General features: G+C 56.2%; 19 protein-coding genes. 12 read left to right on the top strand and 7 right to left on the bottom strand.

Going from position 1 to position 18,632, the window contains the following annotated elements:
• Nucleotides 1-55: 55 nt before the first annotated feature.
• Nucleotides 56-1,129: a DUF1176 domain-containing protein gene (locus ACLIBF_RS06120; RefSeq protein ID WP_069728726.1), complete on the top strand. Its 1,074-nt coding sequence runs from the start codon at nt 56-58 to the stop codon at nt 1,127-1,129.
• Here the strand turns inward: ACLIBF_RS06120 and ampH are convergent.
• From ampH to tal, 3 genes are all read right to left on the bottom strand, one after another.
• Nucleotides 1,126-2,289: a D-alanyl-D-alanine-carboxypeptidase/endopeptidase AmpH gene (gene ampH / locus ACLIBF_RS06125; RefSeq protein ID WP_031375844.1), complete on the bottom strand. Its 1,164-nt coding sequence runs from the start codon at nt 2,287-2,289 to the stop codon at nt 1,126-1,128. The genes ACLIBF_RS06120 and ampH overlap by 4 nt on opposite strands.
• A 253-nt stretch (nt 2,290-2,542) precedes the next feature.
• Nucleotides 2,543-4,543, bottom strand: coding sequence for a transketolase (gene tkt, locus ACLIBF_RS06130; protein WP_031375845.1), 2,001 nt, complete (start codon nt 4,541-4,543; stop codon nt 2,543-2,545).
• Between the two features lie 58 nt (nt 4,544-4,601).
• Nucleotides 4,602-5,552 carry a transaldolase gene (gene tal, locus ACLIBF_RS06135; protein ID WP_031375846.1) on the bottom strand — a complete coding sequence of 317 codons (951 nt, stop codon included), beginning with the start codon at nt 5,550-5,552 and terminating at the stop codon, nt 4,602-4,604.
• A gap of 322 nt (nt 5,553-5,874) precedes the next feature.
• Between tal and ACLIBF_RS06140 the strand changes: the two genes are divergently transcribed.
• Nucleotides 5,875-6,006 carry a hypothetical protein gene (locus ACLIBF_RS06140; RefSeq protein ID WP_279809770.1) on the top strand — a complete coding sequence of 44 codons (132 nt, stop codon included), beginning with the start codon at nt 5,875-5,877 and terminating at the stop codon, nt 6,004-6,006.
• 130 nt (nt 6,007-6,136) lie between these two features.
• On the opposite strand, the gene ACLIBF_RS06145 is transcribed toward ACLIBF_RS06140, so the two are convergent.
• The 3 genes from ACLIBF_RS06145 to amiA form a co-directional block, all read right to left on the bottom strand.
• On the bottom strand, nt 6,137-6,976 hold the full coding sequence (locus ACLIBF_RS06145) for a class I SAM-dependent methyltransferase (RefSeq protein ID WP_279809769.1): 840 nt from the start codon (nt 6,974-6,976) through the stop codon (nt 6,137-6,139).
• Nucleotides 6,977-7,188: 212 nt separating this feature from the next.
• Entirely contained in the window at nt 7,189-8,103 is a 915-nt protein-coding gene (gene hemF / locus ACLIBF_RS06150) for an oxygen-dependent coproporphyrinogen oxidase (RefSeq protein ID WP_279809768.1), read from the bottom strand.
• A gap of 100 nt (nt 8,104-8,203) precedes the next feature.
• Nucleotides 8,204-9,055: an N-acetylmuramoyl-L-alanine amidase AmiA gene (gene amiA, locus ACLIBF_RS06155; protein ID WP_031375848.1), complete on the bottom strand. Its 852-nt coding sequence runs from the start codon at nt 9,053-9,055 to the stop codon at nt 8,204-8,206.
• A 207-nt stretch (nt 9,056-9,262) separates the two neighbouring features.
• On the opposite strand from amiA, the gene ACLIBF_RS06160 reads away from it, so the two are divergent.
• The 10 genes from ACLIBF_RS06160 to ACLIBF_RS06205 all read left to right on the top strand — a co-directional run bounded on the left by ACLIBF_RS06160 (nt 9,263) and on the right by ACLIBF_RS06205 (nt 18,059).
• Entirely contained in the window at nt 9,263-9,688 is a 426-nt protein-coding gene (locus ACLIBF_RS06160; RefSeq protein WP_031375849.1) for a GNAT family acetyltransferase, read from the top strand.
• Nucleotides 9,678-10,145: a DUF2919 family protein gene (locus ACLIBF_RS06165; protein ID WP_031375850.1), complete on the top strand. Its 468-nt coding sequence runs from the start codon at nt 9,678-9,680 to the stop codon at nt 10,143-10,145. The genes ACLIBF_RS06160 and ACLIBF_RS06165 overlap by 11 nt, the downstream gene beginning before the upstream one ends.
• A gap of 65 nt (nt 10,146-10,210) precedes the next feature.
• Entirely contained in the window at nt 10,211-10,831 is a 621-nt protein-coding gene (locus tag ACLIBF_RS06170) for an RpoE-regulated lipoprotein (protein ID WP_279809766.1), read from the top strand.
• 259 nt (nt 10,832-11,090) lie between these two features.
• On the top strand, nt 11,091-12,107 hold the full coding sequence (locus ACLIBF_RS06175; protein ID WP_159223380.1) for a sulfate ABC transporter substrate-binding protein: 1,017 nt from the start codon (nt 11,091-11,093) through the stop codon (nt 12,105-12,107).
• On the top strand, nt 12,107-12,940 hold the full coding sequence (gene cysT / locus ACLIBF_RS06180) for a sulfate/thiosulfate ABC transporter permease CysT (RefSeq protein ID WP_031375853.1): 834 nt from the start codon (nt 12,107-12,109) through the stop codon (nt 12,938-12,940). Before ACLIBF_RS06175 ends, cysT begins: the two co-directional genes overlap by 1 nt.
• Entirely contained in the window at nt 12,940-13,815 is an 876-nt protein-coding gene (gene cysW, locus ACLIBF_RS06185; protein WP_069728733.1) for a sulfate/thiosulfate ABC transporter permease CysW, read from the top strand. The genes cysT and cysW overlap by 1 nt, the downstream gene beginning before the upstream one ends.
• Nucleotides 13,805-14,893: a sulfate/thiosulfate ABC transporter ATP-binding protein CysA gene (gene cysA, locus ACLIBF_RS06190; protein WP_046288180.1), complete on the top strand. Its 1,089-nt coding sequence runs from the start codon at nt 13,805-13,807 to the stop codon at nt 14,891-14,893. The genes cysW and cysA overlap by 11 nt, the downstream gene beginning before the upstream one ends.
• Nucleotides 14,894-14,977: 84 nt before the next feature.
• On the top strand, nt 14,978-15,859 hold the full coding sequence (gene cysM, locus ACLIBF_RS06195; RefSeq protein ID WP_031375855.1) for a cysteine synthase CysM: 882 nt from the start codon (nt 14,978-14,980) through the stop codon (nt 15,857-15,859).
• A gap of 170 nt (nt 15,860-16,029) precedes the next feature.
• Complete coding sequence (locus ACLIBF_RS06200) at nt 16,030-16,710, top strand: response regulator transcription factor (RefSeq protein ID WP_031375856.1); 681 nt, start codon at nt 16,030-16,032, stop codon at nt 16,708-16,710.
• Nucleotides 16,707-18,059 carry an ATP-binding protein gene (locus tag ACLIBF_RS06205; protein ID WP_069728734.1) on the top strand — a complete coding sequence of 451 codons (1,353 nt, stop codon included), beginning with the start codon at nt 16,707-16,709 and terminating at the stop codon, nt 18,057-18,059. The genes ACLIBF_RS06200 and ACLIBF_RS06205 overlap by 4 nt, the downstream gene beginning before the upstream one ends.
• Before the next feature lie 64 nt (nt 18,060-18,123).
• Here the strand turns inward: ACLIBF_RS06205 and crr are convergent, their stop codons facing one another.
• Complete coding sequence (crr, locus tag ACLIBF_RS06210; RefSeq protein ID WP_069728735.1) at nt 18,124-18,624, bottom strand: PTS glucose transporter subunit IIA; 501 nt, start codon at nt 18,622-18,624, stop codon at nt 18,124-18,126.
• Nucleotides 18,625-18,632 lie beyond the last annotated feature (8 nt).

Genomic DNA, 18,632 nt, shown 5'->3' on the forward strand with positions numbered 1-18,632 from the left:
GGCCCGTTGATGCGCTATCATCTCCACTCTGAGTATTCGGGGATCGATTTTCTTAATGTCGTATTGGATGAAATCGCTGTGGCTGTCGTCTTCGCTGTTGGTTGCCTCTGTGCAGGCCGAACCGTTGCAGAAGTCGTTTAACGACTGGCAAATGACCTGTAACAACGCGGCATTCTGCGTGGCACGCAATATTCCGGGCGACAAAGGATTAGTAATGACGATTTCGCGTCATGCGGGGGTCAATGACCGCCCGCTGCTGCGTATCGACTATGGCAGCGCCTACAGCGGTGAGCTGAAGGGCGGGCCGCTGCAGGATAATCTGTTGCTCGACCAGCGTCGCCTCAAACCCGATCTGAAACACTGGACGGTAGAACCCCATCATCTCGCCACCAGCAACGCCATCGCCATCGATGAATTCCTTGATTTGGTACTGGACGCAAAAACCGTGCAGCTCACCTACGATCCCAATGCCCTGATCTCGCTGCGCGGCATGAAAGCGGCACTGCTGCTGATGGATGATGTGCAGGGCAGGGTGAATGGCATGAGTGCCTGGGTTAAGCGCGGCGACCGGGCCAGCTGGGATGTGCCGCCGTCACCGACTCTGCCGCCATTACCGCCCGCGCCGCCTCAGCCTGCTGCGCTGACCCGCGAAGAGACCAGCGGACTGATCGATTACGGCACCTGGCGCATCAATACCGACTCCTGTTCGCTGGACCCGATGCGGCGCGAAGTGAGCGTGGCGCCGCTGACCGATCAGAAAGCGCTGCTGCTGGTGAGTTGCGAAATGGGCGCTTACAACGTGATCGATCTGGCGTTTGAAGTGACGCGCAGTCAGCCTTACGTGGCGAGAGGGGTGACGCTGACCCTGCCATTTACGCCACCGGGTACCAGCGAACGCCAGCTTGAGTTGATCAATGCGGATTACGATGCGGCTACCGGCCAGCTCTATACCTTTGGCAAAGGACGCGGATTAGGCGACTGCGGCAGAGCGACACGCTGGCAGTTTGACGGCACGCGTTTTGTGCTGGCGGAGTATGCTGAAGAATCGACCTGTGACGCCTGGCACAGCAGCGATGACTGGCCCACCCTGTGGGTAAGCCAGTCCGCCAGTACGGTGCAGCAACGTTAACGAATCGCCTGCACCATCATCGGTGATCCCAGCTGGTTACCGACCAGTTCAGCCAGCATGTTGTTCACGCCATCGCTCATCGGTGTAAAGCGGGTGAGCGGTGAGCGGGTGACGACCACAAACACTCCCACATTATGCTGCGGCACCATCGCCATATAGGTAATGAAGCCGCCGCCACCGCCGGTTTTCTGAATGATGCCAGGACGTCCGGATTTTGGTCCCATATAGACCCAGCCCATTCCCAGCGCGTCGGCTTTACCCGGCACATCCATGCCTTCAACTTTATGCAACTGCTCGCGGCGATAGATCAGCGTCTGCAGCCGATCGATCTGCGGCGTGCGCTGGTTGACCGATGAATTAAGGAACTGCTGCATCCAGCGACCCATATCATCCGGCGTGGAGTAGACGCCGCCGCTGCCAATCGCGGCCAGCGTATTGTTACAAGGGCTGGCGCCTTTCTCGGCCACCATTAACCGGCTGCACTGCTCTGGCGACGGGGTAAACGTGGTGTCTTTCATGCCGAGCGGTCGGGTAATCAGTTGCTGAAACAGCGCCGGATAAGGCGTACCCGCTGCCCGCGACAACGCATCGCTCAGCAGATCGTATCCCAGGTTGGAATAGGCGGCATCGCTGCCCGGTGCTGATTTAAGCGTGGCACCAGAGAGCCAGTCCCAGCGCTCAGCGCGTGTGGGCCAGACAAAGACCGGACGATGAGGTTTACCGCCGGGCTGCTCACGCGGCAGACCGCTGGTATGAGTCGACAGGTTAATCAGACGAATCGGCTGGCCGTTGTAGCCCGGTACCCGCGCGCCCGGCGGCGCATATTTACTGAGCGGATCGTCGAGGCGGATCTGGCCGCGCTCCGCCAGCTTTACCATCACTTCGCTGGTCATGAGCTTACTGAGTGAGGCGATGCGAATCAGCGAATCTTTTTGCGGACGCACATTGTTGCCTGGCCGGGTTTCACCAAAGCTGGCGAACACCCGCTGATTACCATCAATGGCCACCAGCGCCATGCCGGTCGCGCCGCTGCCGTAAAAGATATGTTCCGCATAGCGATCGACAATCTGTGACGCCAGCAATGGATCGGGCGCGACCTGCGCCATGCTTTTTAATGGAAGCAGAGAAACCATTAAGGCCAGTAAATATGATGTGCGCATGTTCAACGGAGAGGGCTTCGCTATTAAATCGGCGGAAAATGGCTGCCTTAATACTTCAGGAAGTCGCCGACAGCAAACCGCAACATTCCATCAGACAGGAAGAGGCGGGCGGCCAGCGGACAGGCAGCGTAAAATAGGACGAGTCTATAGTAATCAGTTTGCGCGAGGCGGGAAGAGGGGTAAGCAGATTTTTTTCTGTTTCAGGCTATGAGCAGAAATGGCCCTTCCCGATCGGCCGGGAAGGGCAAAACCATTAAACTGGCTTGAGTAATGCTTCAGCGTGGCTGACGATGTTTTCAATCGTGAAGCCAAACTCAGGGAACAACTTACCGGCCGGCGCTGATTCGCCAAAGGTGGTCATCCCGACAATCGCACCATCCAGTCCGACATACTTGAACCAGTAATCAGCGATACCGGCTTCAACCGCCACGCGCGCTTTCACGCCGCTCGGCAGTACCGATTCACGGTAAGCGGCATCCTGTGCATCAAACAGGTCAGTAGATGGCAGAGAAACCACCCGGACTTTATGGCCACCGGTGGTCAGTTTCTCCGCGGCGCCAAGGGTGATCTCAATCTCTGAACCGGTCGCGATCAGAATCACTTCTGGCGTACCGTCGCAGTCTTTCAGCACATAACCGCCGCGCTTGATGTTCTCAATCTGCTCTGGCGTGCGCTCCGGTTGCAGCAGGTTCTGACGTGACAGGATCAGCGCCGTCGGGCCGTGATGGCGTTCTACCGCCGCTTTCCATGCCACCGCCGTCTCAACCTGATCGCACGGACGCCAGACGCTCATGTTCGGCGTCAGGCGCAGGCTGGCGATCTGCTCAACCGGCTGGTGCGTCGGGCCATCTTCACCCAGACCAATCGAGTCATGGGTATAGACCAGAATCTGCCGCGCTTTCATCAGTGCCGCCATACGCGCCGCATTACGCGCGTACTCAACGAACATCAGGAAGGTCGCGGTGTAAGGCACGAAGCCACCATGGTGAGCGATACCGTTACCAATCGCTGTCATGCCGAATTCACGCACGCCGTAGTGGATGTAGTTACCGGCCGGATCGTCTTTAATCGACTTCGAGCCTGACCAGATGGTGAGGTTACTCGGGGCCAGGTCAGCCGATCCGCCGAGGAACTCGGGCAGTAATTTACCGTAGGCTTCCAGCGAGTTTTGCGACGCTTTACGGCTGGCAATTTTCTGTGGATTGGCCTGCAGATCGTTGATGAATTTGGTGGCTTCCGCTTCCCAGGTAGACGGCATTTCGCCATTCATCCGGCGCTCATATTCCAGAGCCAGCTCAGGATGGGCCTGCTTATAGGCGGCAAATTTAGCATCCCAGGCTTTTTCGCGTTCCGCACCGGCGGCTTTGGCATCCCACTGCTGGTAGATCTCTGCCGGAATTTCAAACGGCGGATAGTTCCAGCCGAGCTGCTTACGCGTCAGCGCCACTTCTTCCTCACCCAGCGCCGCACCGTGTGACTCTTCTTTACCGGCTTTGTTCGGCGAACCGAAACCGATAATAGTGCGGCAGATAATCAGTGACGGCTTGTCAGTCACGCTCTGCGCTTCTTTGATCGCCTGGCTGACTGCTTCCGGATCGTGTCCGTCAATGTCGCCAATCACATGCCAGTTGTAGGATTCAAAGCGTTTATGGGTGTCGTCGGTAAACCAGCCTTCGGTCTCGCCATCAATCGAAATACCATTGTGGTCGTAGAAGCCGATCAGTTTGCCGAGGCCCAACGTACCGGCCAGCGAACAGACTTCGTGCGAGATCCCTTCCATCAGACAGCCATCGCCCATGAAGACATAGGTGAAGTGGTCAACGATGTCGTGATCCGGGCGGTTAAACTGCGCCGCCAGGGTGCGTTCGGCAATGGCTAAGCCGACAGCATTCGCCAGTCCCTGACCCAGCGGGCCGGTGGTGGTTTCAACGCCAGGGGTGTAGCCGATCTCCGGGTGGCCCGGGGTTTTTGAATGCAGCTGACGGAAATTCTTGAGCTCTTCAATCGGCAGATCATAACCGGTCAGGTGCAGCAGGCTGTAAAGCAGCATTGAGCCGTGACCGTTGGAGAGAATAAACCGGTCGCGGTCGAGCCAGGCGGGATTGGTCGGATTGTGTTTGAGGAAGTCGCGCCATAAGACTTCAGCGATATCTGCCATGCCCATTGGCGCACCCGGGTGACCTGAGTTTGCTTTCTGTACCGCATCCATACTCAGTGCACGAATCGCGTTTGCCAACTCTCTGCGTGAGGACATAAAGTTCTCCCTTGTTAAGAATCAGGGCGGGAAATTCCCGCCCGACTAAAAATGAACACTACAGGCGTGCGGCGAGCACATCTTCCAGCTTCTGCTGGTCAACCGCGAACTGACGGATACCGTCAGAGAGTTTTTCCACCGCCATCGGATCCTGGTTATGCTCCCAGCGGAACTCAGCTTCAGAGAGCGGCGACGGCTGATGGAAGCCTTCGGTTGATGGCTCCAGTTTACGTTCCAGCGGCGCATCGCTGTTCTGTAACTCTTCCAGCAGGTTAGGCGAAATGGTCAGACGGTCGCAGCCGGCCAGTGCCACAATCTGCTCCACTTTACGGAAGCTGGCACCCATGATGATGGTGCTGTAGCGATGCTTTTTGTAGTAGTCGTAGATGCGACGAACGGATTTCACGCCCGGATCTTCATCGACCACATAAGGGTCCATCGGTTTGCGGCTGTTGTACCAGTCATAAATACGGCCAACAAATGGCGAGATCAGGAACACGCCCGCCTCGGCACAGGCTCGCGCCTGGGCAAAGGAGAACAGCAGCGTCAGGTTACAGTTGATGCCATTTTTCTCCAGCTCTTCTGCCGCGCGGATGCCTTCCCAGGTTGAGGCCAGCTTGATCAGAATACGTGAGCGGTCGATACCATGCTCTTCGTACAGGCGAACCAGTTTCTCTGCTTTAGTCACACACATGCCACGATCGAAAGAGAGGCGCGCATCCACTTCGGTCGAGACACGGCCCGGTACGCTTTTCAGAATCTCCATACCGAGGTTAATCGCCACTTTGTCGCTGGCGTTGATGATCTGCGTCTCTTTGCTGCCGCCCTGTTTTTTGGCGTAGTCGATCGCATCATCAATCAGGTGTTTATAGGCATCAAGACTGGAGGCTTTGAGGATCAGTGACGGGTTGGTGGTGGCGTCTTCCGGATGGTAATTGCGAATTGATTCGATATCACCACTGTCCGCCACCACGGTGGTGAACTGTTTTAGGGCTTCTAGCTGGTTCATTTCTAAACTCCTTGAAAAGAAAACATGAAAGCGAAAAGGGAGCACCTCAGGCCTCGTAGCCAATCTGTGGCGTGCTCTGCTACCGGGAACGCGAACCCATAACATTGCAACAGACACTTTCCGATGAAAATGCGGTTTCTCTGATTGTTGCGCTGCGAGGCGGTGCGAAGGAGCCGTCATGCGGTGTTAACCGTGGGGTGCGCCATATTCCACCTCTAAGCATAGCAGCCAGGATAAATGACGCAGGCAACACTGTAGCAATCCGTGCCGTATCAGCGACACTGGCAGCGTCAGCGGGTGGCGCACGACGGTTGAGGCGGGAGTGGCACGCGTAAGCATTGCCGTCAGTCAGGCGGCAATAAAGGAAGCGTCGGCGAAGGGCGACAGCAGCGGCTGGTCCGCTAAGTTGATCTGTAATCGGGACCGGGGTTTTGATGTGGTGAGTGCAGAGTAAGTGCGTTGTGGAAAGACGGCGGGAAATCGGCCTCTTCCCCGGAGGGGAATAGCCGATAACCGTTGAGTGGCGTGTTATATCATCAGGATGAATACGGGCTGCCAGGGAAACTTATTGAATCGGAGCGCAGTTAAACACTTTCAAAAAATTCTGAGAACCCGATTTTTGGATGAGGATAGTGAAACTTGTTATGGCTCAGTGGAATATACATTCCTTCAGGCTCGCCGGGCATGAAGTAATTACCTTGCCATTTATTAGGTTCGCAAAGTCGGCTGTCATTATAAACGCTGCCGATAGGCGCGTAGGTGACATCCCGTCCGAAAATGGAATACACTGCCGCATCAACAAAATTAAAATACTTAGGTACGCCGCGCAAATGGGTATCCTGAATCAGGATGCTGTGCAGTTTATCTTTTAAATAATAGAGGCTGCCGAGATCACGAATCACCTGTTCAAACGAGTGTGAACCATCATGATGAATAATGATTTTGACATTCTCTTCGCCCATCAGCACATCTCTGACATATTCCGGCAGCGTACCGTGAAACATTCTGACCCGGCTTTCAACGGCTTCAGGGTAGCTTCTTCTGGCGCGCTCGTGGGCAAACTGTAAAAAATTACGGTTGATATCGATTAAGTCGAGTTCAATACCCAGATAATGGGCACACCCCGCTAAAATTGAGGTACTTCCGCCCATGAATACCCCGACTTCAACGATTCTGTTTGCTTCGCCCAGAGACGATTTAATCGTATTGAAAATGTCATAGTAATATTTTGCTGAACATTGATCTTCATAATGGTCGTTACTGTGATCTCTTTTAGCAACGATATCGTCGAAGAGAATATTTTTACCCAGCCACGGGGTCAGGTTGGGTTTAAAACCACTTTTTAATGCAATATTGAGTTGCTCAGCAACGTCAGTAAAGCTAAGTGATTTAAGTGTTTCATCTGGATCAATAAAAAGGGCCATTGCCGTTATCCTTGTCGCGGGGCTTTTATTATATCAATCAAACGAGAAGCGCAAACGGATGAGCATCAAACGGAAGTGAAGGCTATTTTGGTTTTATTCGGACAGGAGAACCGGTAACAGGATGGCTTTATTGTTGGTCGCGGTAAAACAGCGTATTCAACGCTGCAACGGTGATTTAACCGCAGCGCAGGCCGCGCTGCGGAGTCATGCGATCAGGCGGGAAGATTCAGCCAGTTCTTTACCGGCAGGAAATCGCGGTAGAGCGCGGCTTCAGGCGAATCCTTAGCCGGCTGGTAAGCATATTCCCAGCGCACCAGCGGCGGCATCGACATCAGGATCGATTCGGTACGGCCGCCGGTCTGCAGACCAAACAGCGTGCCGCGATCCCACACCAGATTGAACTCCACATAGCGGCCGCGACGATAGAGCTGGAACTGTCGTTCACGGTCGCCCCACGGATGATCTTTACGTCGTGCCACAATCGGTAGATAGGCATCAATAAAGCCGCGGCCCACCGCCTGCATAAAGCTGAAGCAGTGCTCAAAGTCAGGGGTATTAAGATCGTCAAAAAACAGGCCGCCAATGCCGCGCTGCTCATCGCGATGTTTGAGATAGAAGTAGTCGTCGCACCACTTTTTATAACGTGGATAGATATCGTCGCCAAACGGCTGGCAAATATCGAAGGCGGTCTGATGCCAGTGCAGCGCATCCTCTTCAAAGCCGTAAAACGGCGTCAGGTCAAAACCGCCGCCAAACCACCACACCGGATCGGCTCCCGGTTTCTCAGCAATAAAGAAACGGACGTTAGCATGGCTGGTGGGCACGTAAGGATTATGTGGGTGAATCACCAGCGAGACGCCCATCGCTTCAAAGCTGCGACCCGCCAGCTCTGGCCGGTGCGCGGTTGCCGAGGCCGGCATTTGATCGCCATGCACATGCGAAAAGTTGACGCCCGCCTGTTCAAATACCGCCCCGTTGCGCAGCACACGGCTCTGCCCGCCGCCGCCGCCGGGACGCTGCCAGCTATCTTCGGCAAACTGTGCGCCGCCATCTTCTGCCGCCAGGCGGCTACAAATCTCATCCTGCAGGGATAGCAGGAATGCTTTTACGCGGGAAATATCAGCCATCTCTTCGCTTATTGTTGGTCAAAGTCTGCCGCGATTATACGCAAAATCTGGCGTCTTGCATGGCTGCGGCGGTGTTAGTGCGCTGAACAGCTGGCCACAATCAGGCGTTGTGGCGATCGAATTCATCGAAGTAGTTGACGATACCGCTGGCAATGGCAGCGGCAATCTTCTGGCGGAACGCGCTGGTGCCGAGCAACTGTTCTTCACGCGGATTGGTAATAAACGAGGTTTCGACCAGCACCGAAGGAATCGACGGCGACTTCAGTACCGCAAACGCCGCCTGTTCGGTGTGCTGGCTGTGCAGATGGTGCACCGGCCGGATCTGGTCCAGCACGTGCTTACCGAGCGTCAGGCTGTTTTTGATGGTGTCGGTCTGCACCAGATCGAACAGAATTTGCTGCAGATAGTGATCCTGTTGCTGCACCTTCACGCCGCCCAGTTTGTCGGCATCGTTTTCCCGCTGCGACAGATAGCGTGCCATTGAACTGCTGGCGCCGCGATTGGAGAGCGCAAACACCGAAGCGCCATTAGCGTCCGGGCTGGTGAACCCATCGGCATGGATCGACATAAACAGATGCGCGCCGTGCTGATGGGCAATCTCGACCCGCTGATACAGCGGAATGAAATGGTCGCTGTCGCGCGTCAGCCGTACTTCAATGCGCGGATGGCTCTGTAACTGACGCTGCACATTGCCGGCGATCTCCAGCACGATGTGCTTCTCTTCCGATCCCTCTTCGCCCACCGCGCCAGAGTCAACGCCGCCGTGGCCGGGATCAAGCATGACGATGTGCTTGCCATTTTTGGCTGGTGGAGCAGGGCGCGGATGACGCGTACTGTTCTGCAGCCCAGCAGACGCCTCTTTGGCCTGAACGGCACGCGGCGATAAAATGGCCAGCGCCAGCCCGGAAAGCAGTAACTGGCGACGGTGGATCAAACGTTTAAGCAAATGCATGTGCGGGTCCGTTCAGAAGAATGTTGCCGATGTTATAGCGTAACGCTATGCCGGCTGCGATCTCTGAAACATTTCAGGGCATTACTTTGTATTTCAGTCCGCGAACAGAAAATTTGCGTTTTTTGTTTGTCGCCAGCGTGGCGAGGGTTGCGTGTGTCGAAGAATGCGTGATAATCAGCAAATTGTGGTTAGTTGCAGGTAAAGAAGATGGAAATCCGCGCCTTCCGCCAGGAAGATTTTGAAGAAGTGATCACCTTATGGGAACGTTGCGATTTGTTACGGCCATGGAACGATCCGGAGCTGGATATCGAACGTAAGATGCATCACGACCCCGATCTTTTTCTGGTCGCTGAAGTGGGCGGTGTGGTAGTGGGCACGCTGATGGGGGGCTACGATGGCCACCGCGGTGCCGCTTACTATCTGGCGGTCCATCCAGATTATCAGGGCCGCGGCTTTGCCAATGCCCTGATGAACCGGCTGGAGAAGAAGCTGATTGCCCGCGGCTGTCCGAAACTGCATCTGATGATCCGGGAAGAGAACGATCAGGTGGTAGCGTTTTACGAGAAGCTCGATTACGAGCCGGTTGATGCGCTGCTGTACGGCAAGCGTCTGATTGAAGATCGTGAATATTAATCCGTCACCCGACTATCTGCCGGATGAATATGATGGCAAAGGGCAGCTGCGGCTGCCATTTCTTTTTTGGTTGATCCTGCTGCTACAGGCACGCACCTGGCTGCTGCTGGTGATGGCCGGGGCTTCACGTCAGCAGGGCAACGATCTGCTCGCGCTGTTCTATCCTGACCAGCAGGCGTTCTGGATCGGTCTCGCGCTCGGGTTACCGGCGCTGGCGGGGCTGCTGCTGACCGGCTACCGGACGCGCTGGCCGCGTCTGTGGCAACACTGGCGCAGCGTGCTGGCGCTTTCACTGCTGGTGAATTTACTCTGGCAGGGCGTGCAGTTTATTCAGGGCGATCTGCTCAGCTCGCCGCTGCCGCTGTTACTGACGCTGTTTGACCTGCTGGCGTTGATCTGGCTGCAAAGTAACCGGCGTCTGCGCGACTGCTTTCTGCCCGAACACCATCTTAAATAAACTTTTTGCCGCTTTGCGACTCCAATCAGTTCCGCCTTTCCGGCATCGCATTAACAGGAGTTTTCATGAAAGCTGTTCGTTCCACGCTACTGATGGCCGCCGTTGTGTTGAGCGGCTGCGCCAGCAACGCCGGTTCCGGCGCTGACAGCAGCCAGCAGGTAAGCTGGTGGAATCCGCTGAGTTATCACTGGTCATCAACGCTGCCGTGGAACTGGTTTGGTTCTTCGCTGACCGTGACCGAGCAGGGCGTGGGCGGCTTAAGCGCCTCAACTGCCATGAGCGAAAGCGCCATTAATGACGGACTGAACGGCGACTATAGCCTGCGTCAGGGGATGCGCAGTCAGAACGGCCAGGTGGTTTCTTTCTGGCAGGCGCTGAAGGATGGCGAGGTTAAAGTGGTGGTGTACGGTCAGTCACAGCCAGAACGCATTGAAGTGATGGACAGCAATATTGTCAGCGCTGACGGCAGCAAAGTTGGCGATCTGTTCAGCAATAAATTCACGAAAGCCTTCGATAACTGCGCGCTGGCCAGCGGAACCGATACCCGCGACGTCGCCTGCCGCGTGCCCGGCAGTCAGCATCTGACTTACGTTTACCACGGCGACTGGCACGGTCCGGAAGGGTTAATGCCTTCTGACGACACGCTGAAAAACTGGAAAATCAGCAAGATAGTCTGGCAGCGTTAAGACTGTCAGCGGCGCGTGCGGCGGGCTGTCCGGCAAGCCCGCCGTTGTCCCGTACGTCTCTCTCAATCACGCAGCGGACGCGACCTGCCGTCCGCCTCGTCTTTTGCTGAAAACAGCATAAACTTCGCCGCCGTCTTATGCTTTTTTCGACTTTGAAATCATCAAACGATATATAAAACCGTTACTGGTTTTCACACAGTTATAAATAAACTGGTGCCTCAGCGGGTGAGATCCGCATCAAACTTTTTCAGGGTGCCAAATGACATTACAAGCGATGAAAAAAATCGTGAGCGGTATCGCCTTGTCGCTGAGCGTGGCCGGCGCAGTCCATGCTACTGAATTACTTAATAGCTCCTACGATGTGTCGCGTGAGCTGTTTGTTGCCCTGAATGCACCGTTTATTAAACAGTGGGATGCCAGCCATCCGGCCGATCCCCTGACCATTAAGATGTCACATGCCGGCTCTTCGAAGCAGGCACTGGCGATTCTGCAGGGGCTGCGCGCGGATGTGGTCACCTACAATCAGGTGACTGACGTGCAGGTGCTGCATGATAAAGGCAACCTGATTGCGGCGGACTGGAAAAACCGACTGCCTAACAACAGTTCGCCGTTTTACTCCACCATGGCGTTCCTGGTGCGTAAGGGCAATCCAAAGCAGATTCATGACTGGTCAGATCTGGCCCGCAACGACGTGAAGCTGATTTTCCCCAATCCAAAAACCTCCGGTAATGGCCGTTACACTTATCTGGCTGCCTGGGGCGCTGCGGACAAAGCCGATGGCGGCGATCAGGCCAAAACCCGCGCCTTTATGACCCGGTTTTTGAAAAATGTTGAAGTGTTCGATACCGGCGGCCGCGGCGCAACTACCACCTTTGCTGAGCGTGGCCTCGGCGATGTGCTAATCAGCTTTGAGTCGGAAGTTAACAACATCCGCAATCAGTACGGTAAAGACCAGTATGAAGTGGTGGTGCCAAAGACCGACATTCTGGCGGAGTTTCCGGTGGCGTGGGTGGATAAAAATGTCGCCCACAACAACACCACTGACGCGGCCAGCGCTTACCTCAATTATCTCTATACCCCGGCTGCTCAGGCGATCATTACCCATTACTACTACCGGGTGAATAATCCGCAACTGATGGCGGAGCAGAAAGATCGCTTCCCGCAAACCACGCTGTTCCGGGTTGAAGACGCCTTTGGCGGCTGGGATAAAGTGATGCAGACCCATTTCGTCAGCGGCGGTGAGCTCGACAAATTGTTAGCGGCGGGGCGTGGATAATGTTTGCAGCCAGCCAGAAACGCGTATTGCCCGGCTTTGGTATCAGCCTTGGCACCAGTCTGCTGTTTACCTGTTTAATTCTGCTGCTGCCAATCAGTGCAGTGCTCATGCAGCTGTCGCAGATGACGCTGCAACAGTACTGGGATGTGATCACCAATCCGCAGCTGATTGCCGCCTATAAGGTGACGCTGCTCTCTGCGGGCGTGGCTTCGCTGTTTAACGCGGTGTTCGGCATGCTGATGGCGTGGATCCTTACCCGTTACCGTTTTCCTGGTCGTACATTGCTGGATGGCCTGATGGATCTGCCGTTCGCCCTGCCGACGGCCGTGGCGGGCTTGACGCTGGCCGGTCTGTTTTCAGTCAACGGCTGGTATGGACAGTGGTTTGCCCATTTTGATATCAAAATTTCCTACACCTGGATCGGCATTGCCATCGCGATGGCGTTCACCAGTATCCCGTTTGTGGTGCGAACCGTACAGCCGGTGCTGGAGGAGTTAGGCCCGGAGTATGAAGAAGCCGCCGAAACGCTGGGTGCCACGCCTTGGCAGAGTTTCCGCCGCGTGGTGCTGCCGGAAGTCGCGCCCGCGCTGCTGGCAGGCACCGCCTTGTCGTTTACCCGCAGCCTGGGTGAGTTTGGTGCGGTGATCTTCATTGCCGGCAACATCGCCTGGAAAACCGAAGTGACTTCACTGATGATTTTCGTCCGGCTGCAGGAGTTTGATTATCCGGCTGCCAGCGCTATCGCCTCGGTGATTCTGGCCGCCTCGTTGATTCTGTTGTTCGCGATTAACACATTACAGAGCCGCTTTGGCCGTCGTCTGGGAGGCCACTAATGGCAGAGGTTTCGCAACTTAATCATGCTGCCCGCCAGCCGGTAAACTGGGGCAAATGGCTGCTGATTGGTATCGGGGCGCTGGTGTCGGTCCTGCTGCTGGTGGTGCCGATGGCCTCGATCTTCTGGGAAGCACTGAACCAGGGATTAGGCGTGGCGCTCGGCAATCTGGCGGATGGCGACATGCTGCATGCGATCTGGCTGACGGTGCTGGTCGCGCTGATCACTGTGCCGGTCAACCTGGTGTTCGGTACGCTGCTCGCCTGGCTGGTGACGCGTTTTACCTTCCCGGGACGACAGCTGCTGCTGACGCTGTTTGATATTCCGTTTGCCGTCTCGCCGGTGGTGGCCGGTCTGATGTATCTGCTGTTCTGGGGCGTTAACGGCCCGGCTGGCGGCTGGCTGGATGCACATAACATCCAGATTATGTTTGCCTGGCCCGGCATGGTGCTGGCGACGGTGTTTGTTACCTGTCCGTTTGTCGTCCGTGAACTGGTGCCGGTGATGCTGAGCCAGGGCAGTCACGAAGATGAAGCGGCGGTTCTGCTGGGCGCTTCTGGCTGGCAGATGTTCCGTCGGGTCACGCTGCCGAATATCCGCTGGGCGCTGCTGTACGGCGTGGTGCTGACCAACGCCCGCGCGATTGGTGAATTTGGTGCGGTCTCGGTGGTATCGGGATCGATTCGCGGTGAGACCTATACCTTACCGCTTCAGGTTGAATTACTGCATCAGGATTACAACACCGTTGGCGCGTTTACCGCCGCTGCGCTGTTGACGCTGATGGCAATTGTCACGCTGTTTCTGAAGAGCATTGTGCAATGGCGCTTAGCGCATCAGCACAACCGCTTGCAACAGGAGGGAAATCATGAGCATTGAGATTAACAAGATCAACAAATCCTTTGGTCGCACGTCGGTGCTGAACGATATCTCTCTTGATATTGCCTCGGGCGAAATGGTGGCGCTGCTGGGCCCGTCTGGCTCGGGAAAAACCACGCTGCTGCGTATTATTGCCGGACTGGAGCATCAGAACAGCGGTCAGATTCGGTTTCATAACCATGACGTCAGTCGCCTGCACGCCCGCGACCGTCAGGTAGGGTTTGTGTTTCAGCACTATGCGCTGTTCCGTCATATGACGGTATTCGACAACATCGCCTTTGGCCTGACGGTGCTGCCGCGTCGTGAGCGTCCGTCCACGGCGGAAATTAAACAGCGCGTGACCCGCCTGCTGGAGATGGTGCAGCTGGCGCACCTGGCGAATCGTTTTCCGGCGCAGCTGTCGGGCGGACAGAAACAGCGTGTGGCGCTGGCGCGTGCTTTAGCGGTTGAACCGCAAATCCTGCTGCTGGATGAGCCGTTTGGCGCGCTGGATGCGCAGGTGCGTAAAGAGCTGCGCCGCTGGCTGCGTCAGCTGCATGAAGAGCTGAAGTTTACCAGCGTATTCGTCACCCACGACCAGGAAGAGGCGATGGAAGTGGCCGATCGCGTTGTGGTAATGAGTCAGGGCAATATCGAACAGGTTGGTACGCCAGATGACGTCTGGCGCGATCCGGCGACCCGCTTCGTGCTGGAGTTCCTTGGTGAAGTAAACCGCTTTGACGGCGAAATCCAGGGTTCACAGTTCCATGTAGGTGCACATCACTGGCCGCTGGGCTACACCTCGGCGCATCAGGGCGCGGTGGAACTGTTCCTGCGCCCGTGGGAGATTGATGTTTCGCGCCGAAGCAGCCTGGAAACGCCGCTGCCGGTTCAGGTGCTGGAGATCAGTCCGCGCGGACATTTCTGGCAGCTGGTGGTGCAGCCTGCCGGCTGGCAGAGCGAGCCGTTCTCGCTGGTGTTTGAAGGCGAGCAGACCGCACCGATTCGCGGCGAACGCCTGTTTGTCGGCCTGCAGCAGGCGCGTCTCTATCAGGGCGACACCCCGCTGCGCGCAGTTGCCTTTGCGCAGAGCGCCTGATATTTTCTCATCAACACCGGGCGGGAGTGTGACTCCCGCCTTTTTTTTGCCATTTTTCTTTTGCACTACGCCAGGAACGACACCGTGACGACTCTCGAAGATACCATCGGCAATACCCCGCTGATTAAGCTGCAGCGCCTGACGCCCGCCAACGGCAGTGAGGTGTGGCTCAAGCTGGAAGGCAATAATCCGGCGGGTTCGGTCAAGGATCGCGCGGCCTGGTCGATGATCCATCAGGCAGAGTTGCGCGGCGAAATCACTCCCGGCGATCAGCTGATTGAAGCCACCAGTGGCAATACCGGCATTGCGCTGGCGATGATCGCCGCGCTGAAAGGCTACCGGATGCGTCTGCTGATGCCCGATAACATGAGTCAGGAGCGGCAGGATGCGATGCGCGCTTACGGCGCGGAACTGGTGCTGGTGTCGCGCGATCAGGGAATGGAGGGTGCCCGCGACCTGGCGCAGGCGATGGCAGCGCGTGGCGAAGGCCGGGTACTCGACCAGTTCAATAATCCGGATAATCCGCTGGGCCATTATCAGACCACCGGCCCCGAGTTATGGCAGCAGTCAAACCAGCGGATGACCCATTTTGTCTCCAGTATGGGCACCACCGGTACCATTACCGGCGTCGGGCGTTACCTGAAAGAGCACAATACCGGGGTGCAGGTGATCGGTTTGCAGCCCAGTGAGGGCAGCAGCATTCCGGGGATCCGTCGCTGGCCGCTGGCCTATCTGCCGGGCATTTACCGACCCAATCTGGTCGATGACGTGATTGATATGTCACAACAGGAAGCGGAAGAGACGATGCGCGCGCTGGCGCGACGTGAAGGGATTTTCTGCGGCGTAAGCTCCGGTGGCGCGGTGGCGGGCGCCTTGCGGATCGCCGCTGCCCATCCCGGCAGCGTAGTGGTGGCGATCGCCTGCGATCGCGGCGATCGTTATCTCTCGACCGGCCTCTATCAGTAACTTCATCTCCGCCTGAACCGGCCTGCGTGCGCGTTATTGCTGCCCGCAGGCTTTTTTTTTGCGTGGCCTTATGCCGTCGGCAGTGCTAAATCTGTAAGGATCGCGTAAATCAGGCTGCGCCCTGGTGCGGCTCAGGACAAAATAGCGGCAATTTTGTACGAGAGATAAAAATGAAAATCCTGCTTGTTGATGATGATGTTGAATTAGGCACCATGTTAAGCCAGTACCTGATCGCTGAAGGGTTCGATGCGCAGCTGGTGTTAACCGGTAGCGCCGGGATTCAGGGGGCGCTGTCCGGACAATACACCGCAATGATTCTGGATATCATGCTGCCCGATATGAGCGGTATTGATGTGCTGCGTCAGGTGCGGCAGAACAGCCGTTTGCCGGTGATTATGCTGACCGCGAAAGGCGACAATATTGATCGGGTCATCGGACTGGAGATGGGCGCGGATGATTACATGCCAAAACCCTGCTATCCACGTGAACTGGTGGCCCGTCTGCGTGCGGTGCTGCGCCGGTTTGAAGAGCAGGCGCCGCAGCCGGATACCAAAGAGCCGCTGCGCTGGCGCGAGCTGACGCTCAATCCTGCCACCCGCATTACCGAATGGCAGGGCAAAGCATTTGATCTGACCGCCTCGGAATTTAACCTGCTGGATCTGCTGCTGCGCGCGCCGGATCGGGTGGTATCGAAAGATGAGCTGTCAGAAAAGGGGCTCGGTCGTCCTCGCGAAGCCTATGATCGCAGCGTCGATGTCCACATCAGTAATATCCGCCAGAAGTTAAGCGCCTTAACCGCTGACAGTGTGAATATCGAAACCGTGCGCAGCATTGGTTACCGTATTCGATGAAGCAAAGCTACCGTGGACGGATGTTCTGGAAGATTCTGATCGGCTTCTGGATAGTGTTCGTCATCATGAGCCAGTTACTCTGGCTGGGCTTTTCGCTCTCCGGTAAACGCCATGAGCCGCCTGAAATCGTCGCCATCCGGCGGACCGTCGATTTGCAAATGGCCTCTGCGGTGTCGGTGCTGGAGCGGGGCGGTCCGGCGGCGCTGGAGGATATGATGGCGGGCTGGGAGCCTAACGATCGCCAGTTTTTTACCGTGATACAGCATGCGCGGCCGGCCGGTCAGCCCAGTCTGCCCGAGCGGCTAAATTCACCGTTTGAAGGCCGGATCCCCGACCAGATTGTGCGCTGGGTGCGCGGCGCAGATAACAAAGAGTATGAGCTGCGCTACAACATTAAAGGCATGCGGGAAGACAGCAGCATGAACATGATGCCGCGCAAATTTCTCAATATTCCCGAGCCGATGTTCGTGTTTGCCGGATCGGTCGGCCTGTTGTTCAGCCTGTTGCTGGCCTGGAATCTGACTCGGCCGATGCGTCAGTTACGCGAAGGCTTTTCCCGGGTCGCCGAGGGCGATTTAAGCGTGCGGCTGTTTCCAATGATGCGTAAACGCCACGATGAGATTTCCAACGTGGCGGAAGCCTTTGACGCGATGGTTGAACGGCTGGAAACGCTGGTGCGGGCGCGCGAAGAGCTGCTGCACGATATCTCCCATGAGCTGCGCTCCCCGCTGGCGCGGCTGCAGCTGGCCACCGGACTGGCGCGCCAGACGCCGGAAAGCGTCGGCAGTTCACTCGATCGGATTGATGAAGAGGCGCGCCGGCTGGACAAAATGATCGGCGAATTGTTAACCCTGTCGCGCGCCGAACATGAAAGCATTCCGGATGAGCAATATTTTGACCTGACCGGATTACTTGAGGCGGTGGTCACCGATGTCCGCTATGAAGCGCAGATCCCCGGCGTCAGGGTTGAGTTTCTGGTGGATCAACAGGCCGACTACACGGTGCGCGGTAATGCGGAGCTGATACGGCGTGGCGTCGAGAACGTGCTGCGCAATGCGCTGCGCTTTTCGCTGCCCGGTCAGCAGATTGAGGTACGCTTAAGTGTGGAACAGCAGTGGCTGGCGATTCGGGTGCGGGATCAGGGGCCGGGTGTCGATGAAGAGAAGTTATCCAGCATCTTTGACCCGTTTGTGCGGGTCAATTCGCCGCTGATGGGCAAAGGCTATGGCCTTGGGTTGGCTATCGTGCGCAAAGTAGTGCTGGCGCATCATGGCGAGGTCAAAGCGATCAACCGTCCTGATGGTGGGCTTGAGCTGACGCTGCGTTTACCGCGCTGGCAGCAGCCCTGAGCCTTGCCGGCTGGCAGAAACAATAACGGCACCCGAAGGTGCCGTTATGTTTAATCATTGACGCTTACTTTTTGATGCGAATCACCGGCGTTTCGCCGACGGTCACCTGGCCAGACAGCTTGATCAATTCCTTGATTTCATCCATGTTGGAGATGACAACCGGTGTCAGGGTTGATTTTGCTTTCTCTTCCAGCAGCGGCAGATCGAACTCGATGACCACGTCGCCTTTTTTGACCTTCTGGCCTTCTTCAGCGATGCGTTTGAAGCCTTCACCTTTCAGTTCAACCGTATCGATGCCGAAGTGGACAAACAGCTCAATGCCGTTATCAGACTCGATTGAAAAAGCGTGGTTGGTTTCAAAAATCTTGCCGATAGTGCCATCAACAGGCGCGACCATTTTGTTGCCGCTCGGTTTGATCGCAATACCGTCGCCCACGATTTTTTCTGCAAACACCACATCTGGTACGTCTTCAATATTCACGATTTCGCCTGACAGAGGCGCTACGATGTCAATTGTCCCAGCGCTATCTGTTTTTTCGCCAAAAAGTTTAGAAAACAAACCCATGATCTTCT

The sequence above is a fragment of the Pantoea sp. PGP6 genome (assembly GCF_053474785.1).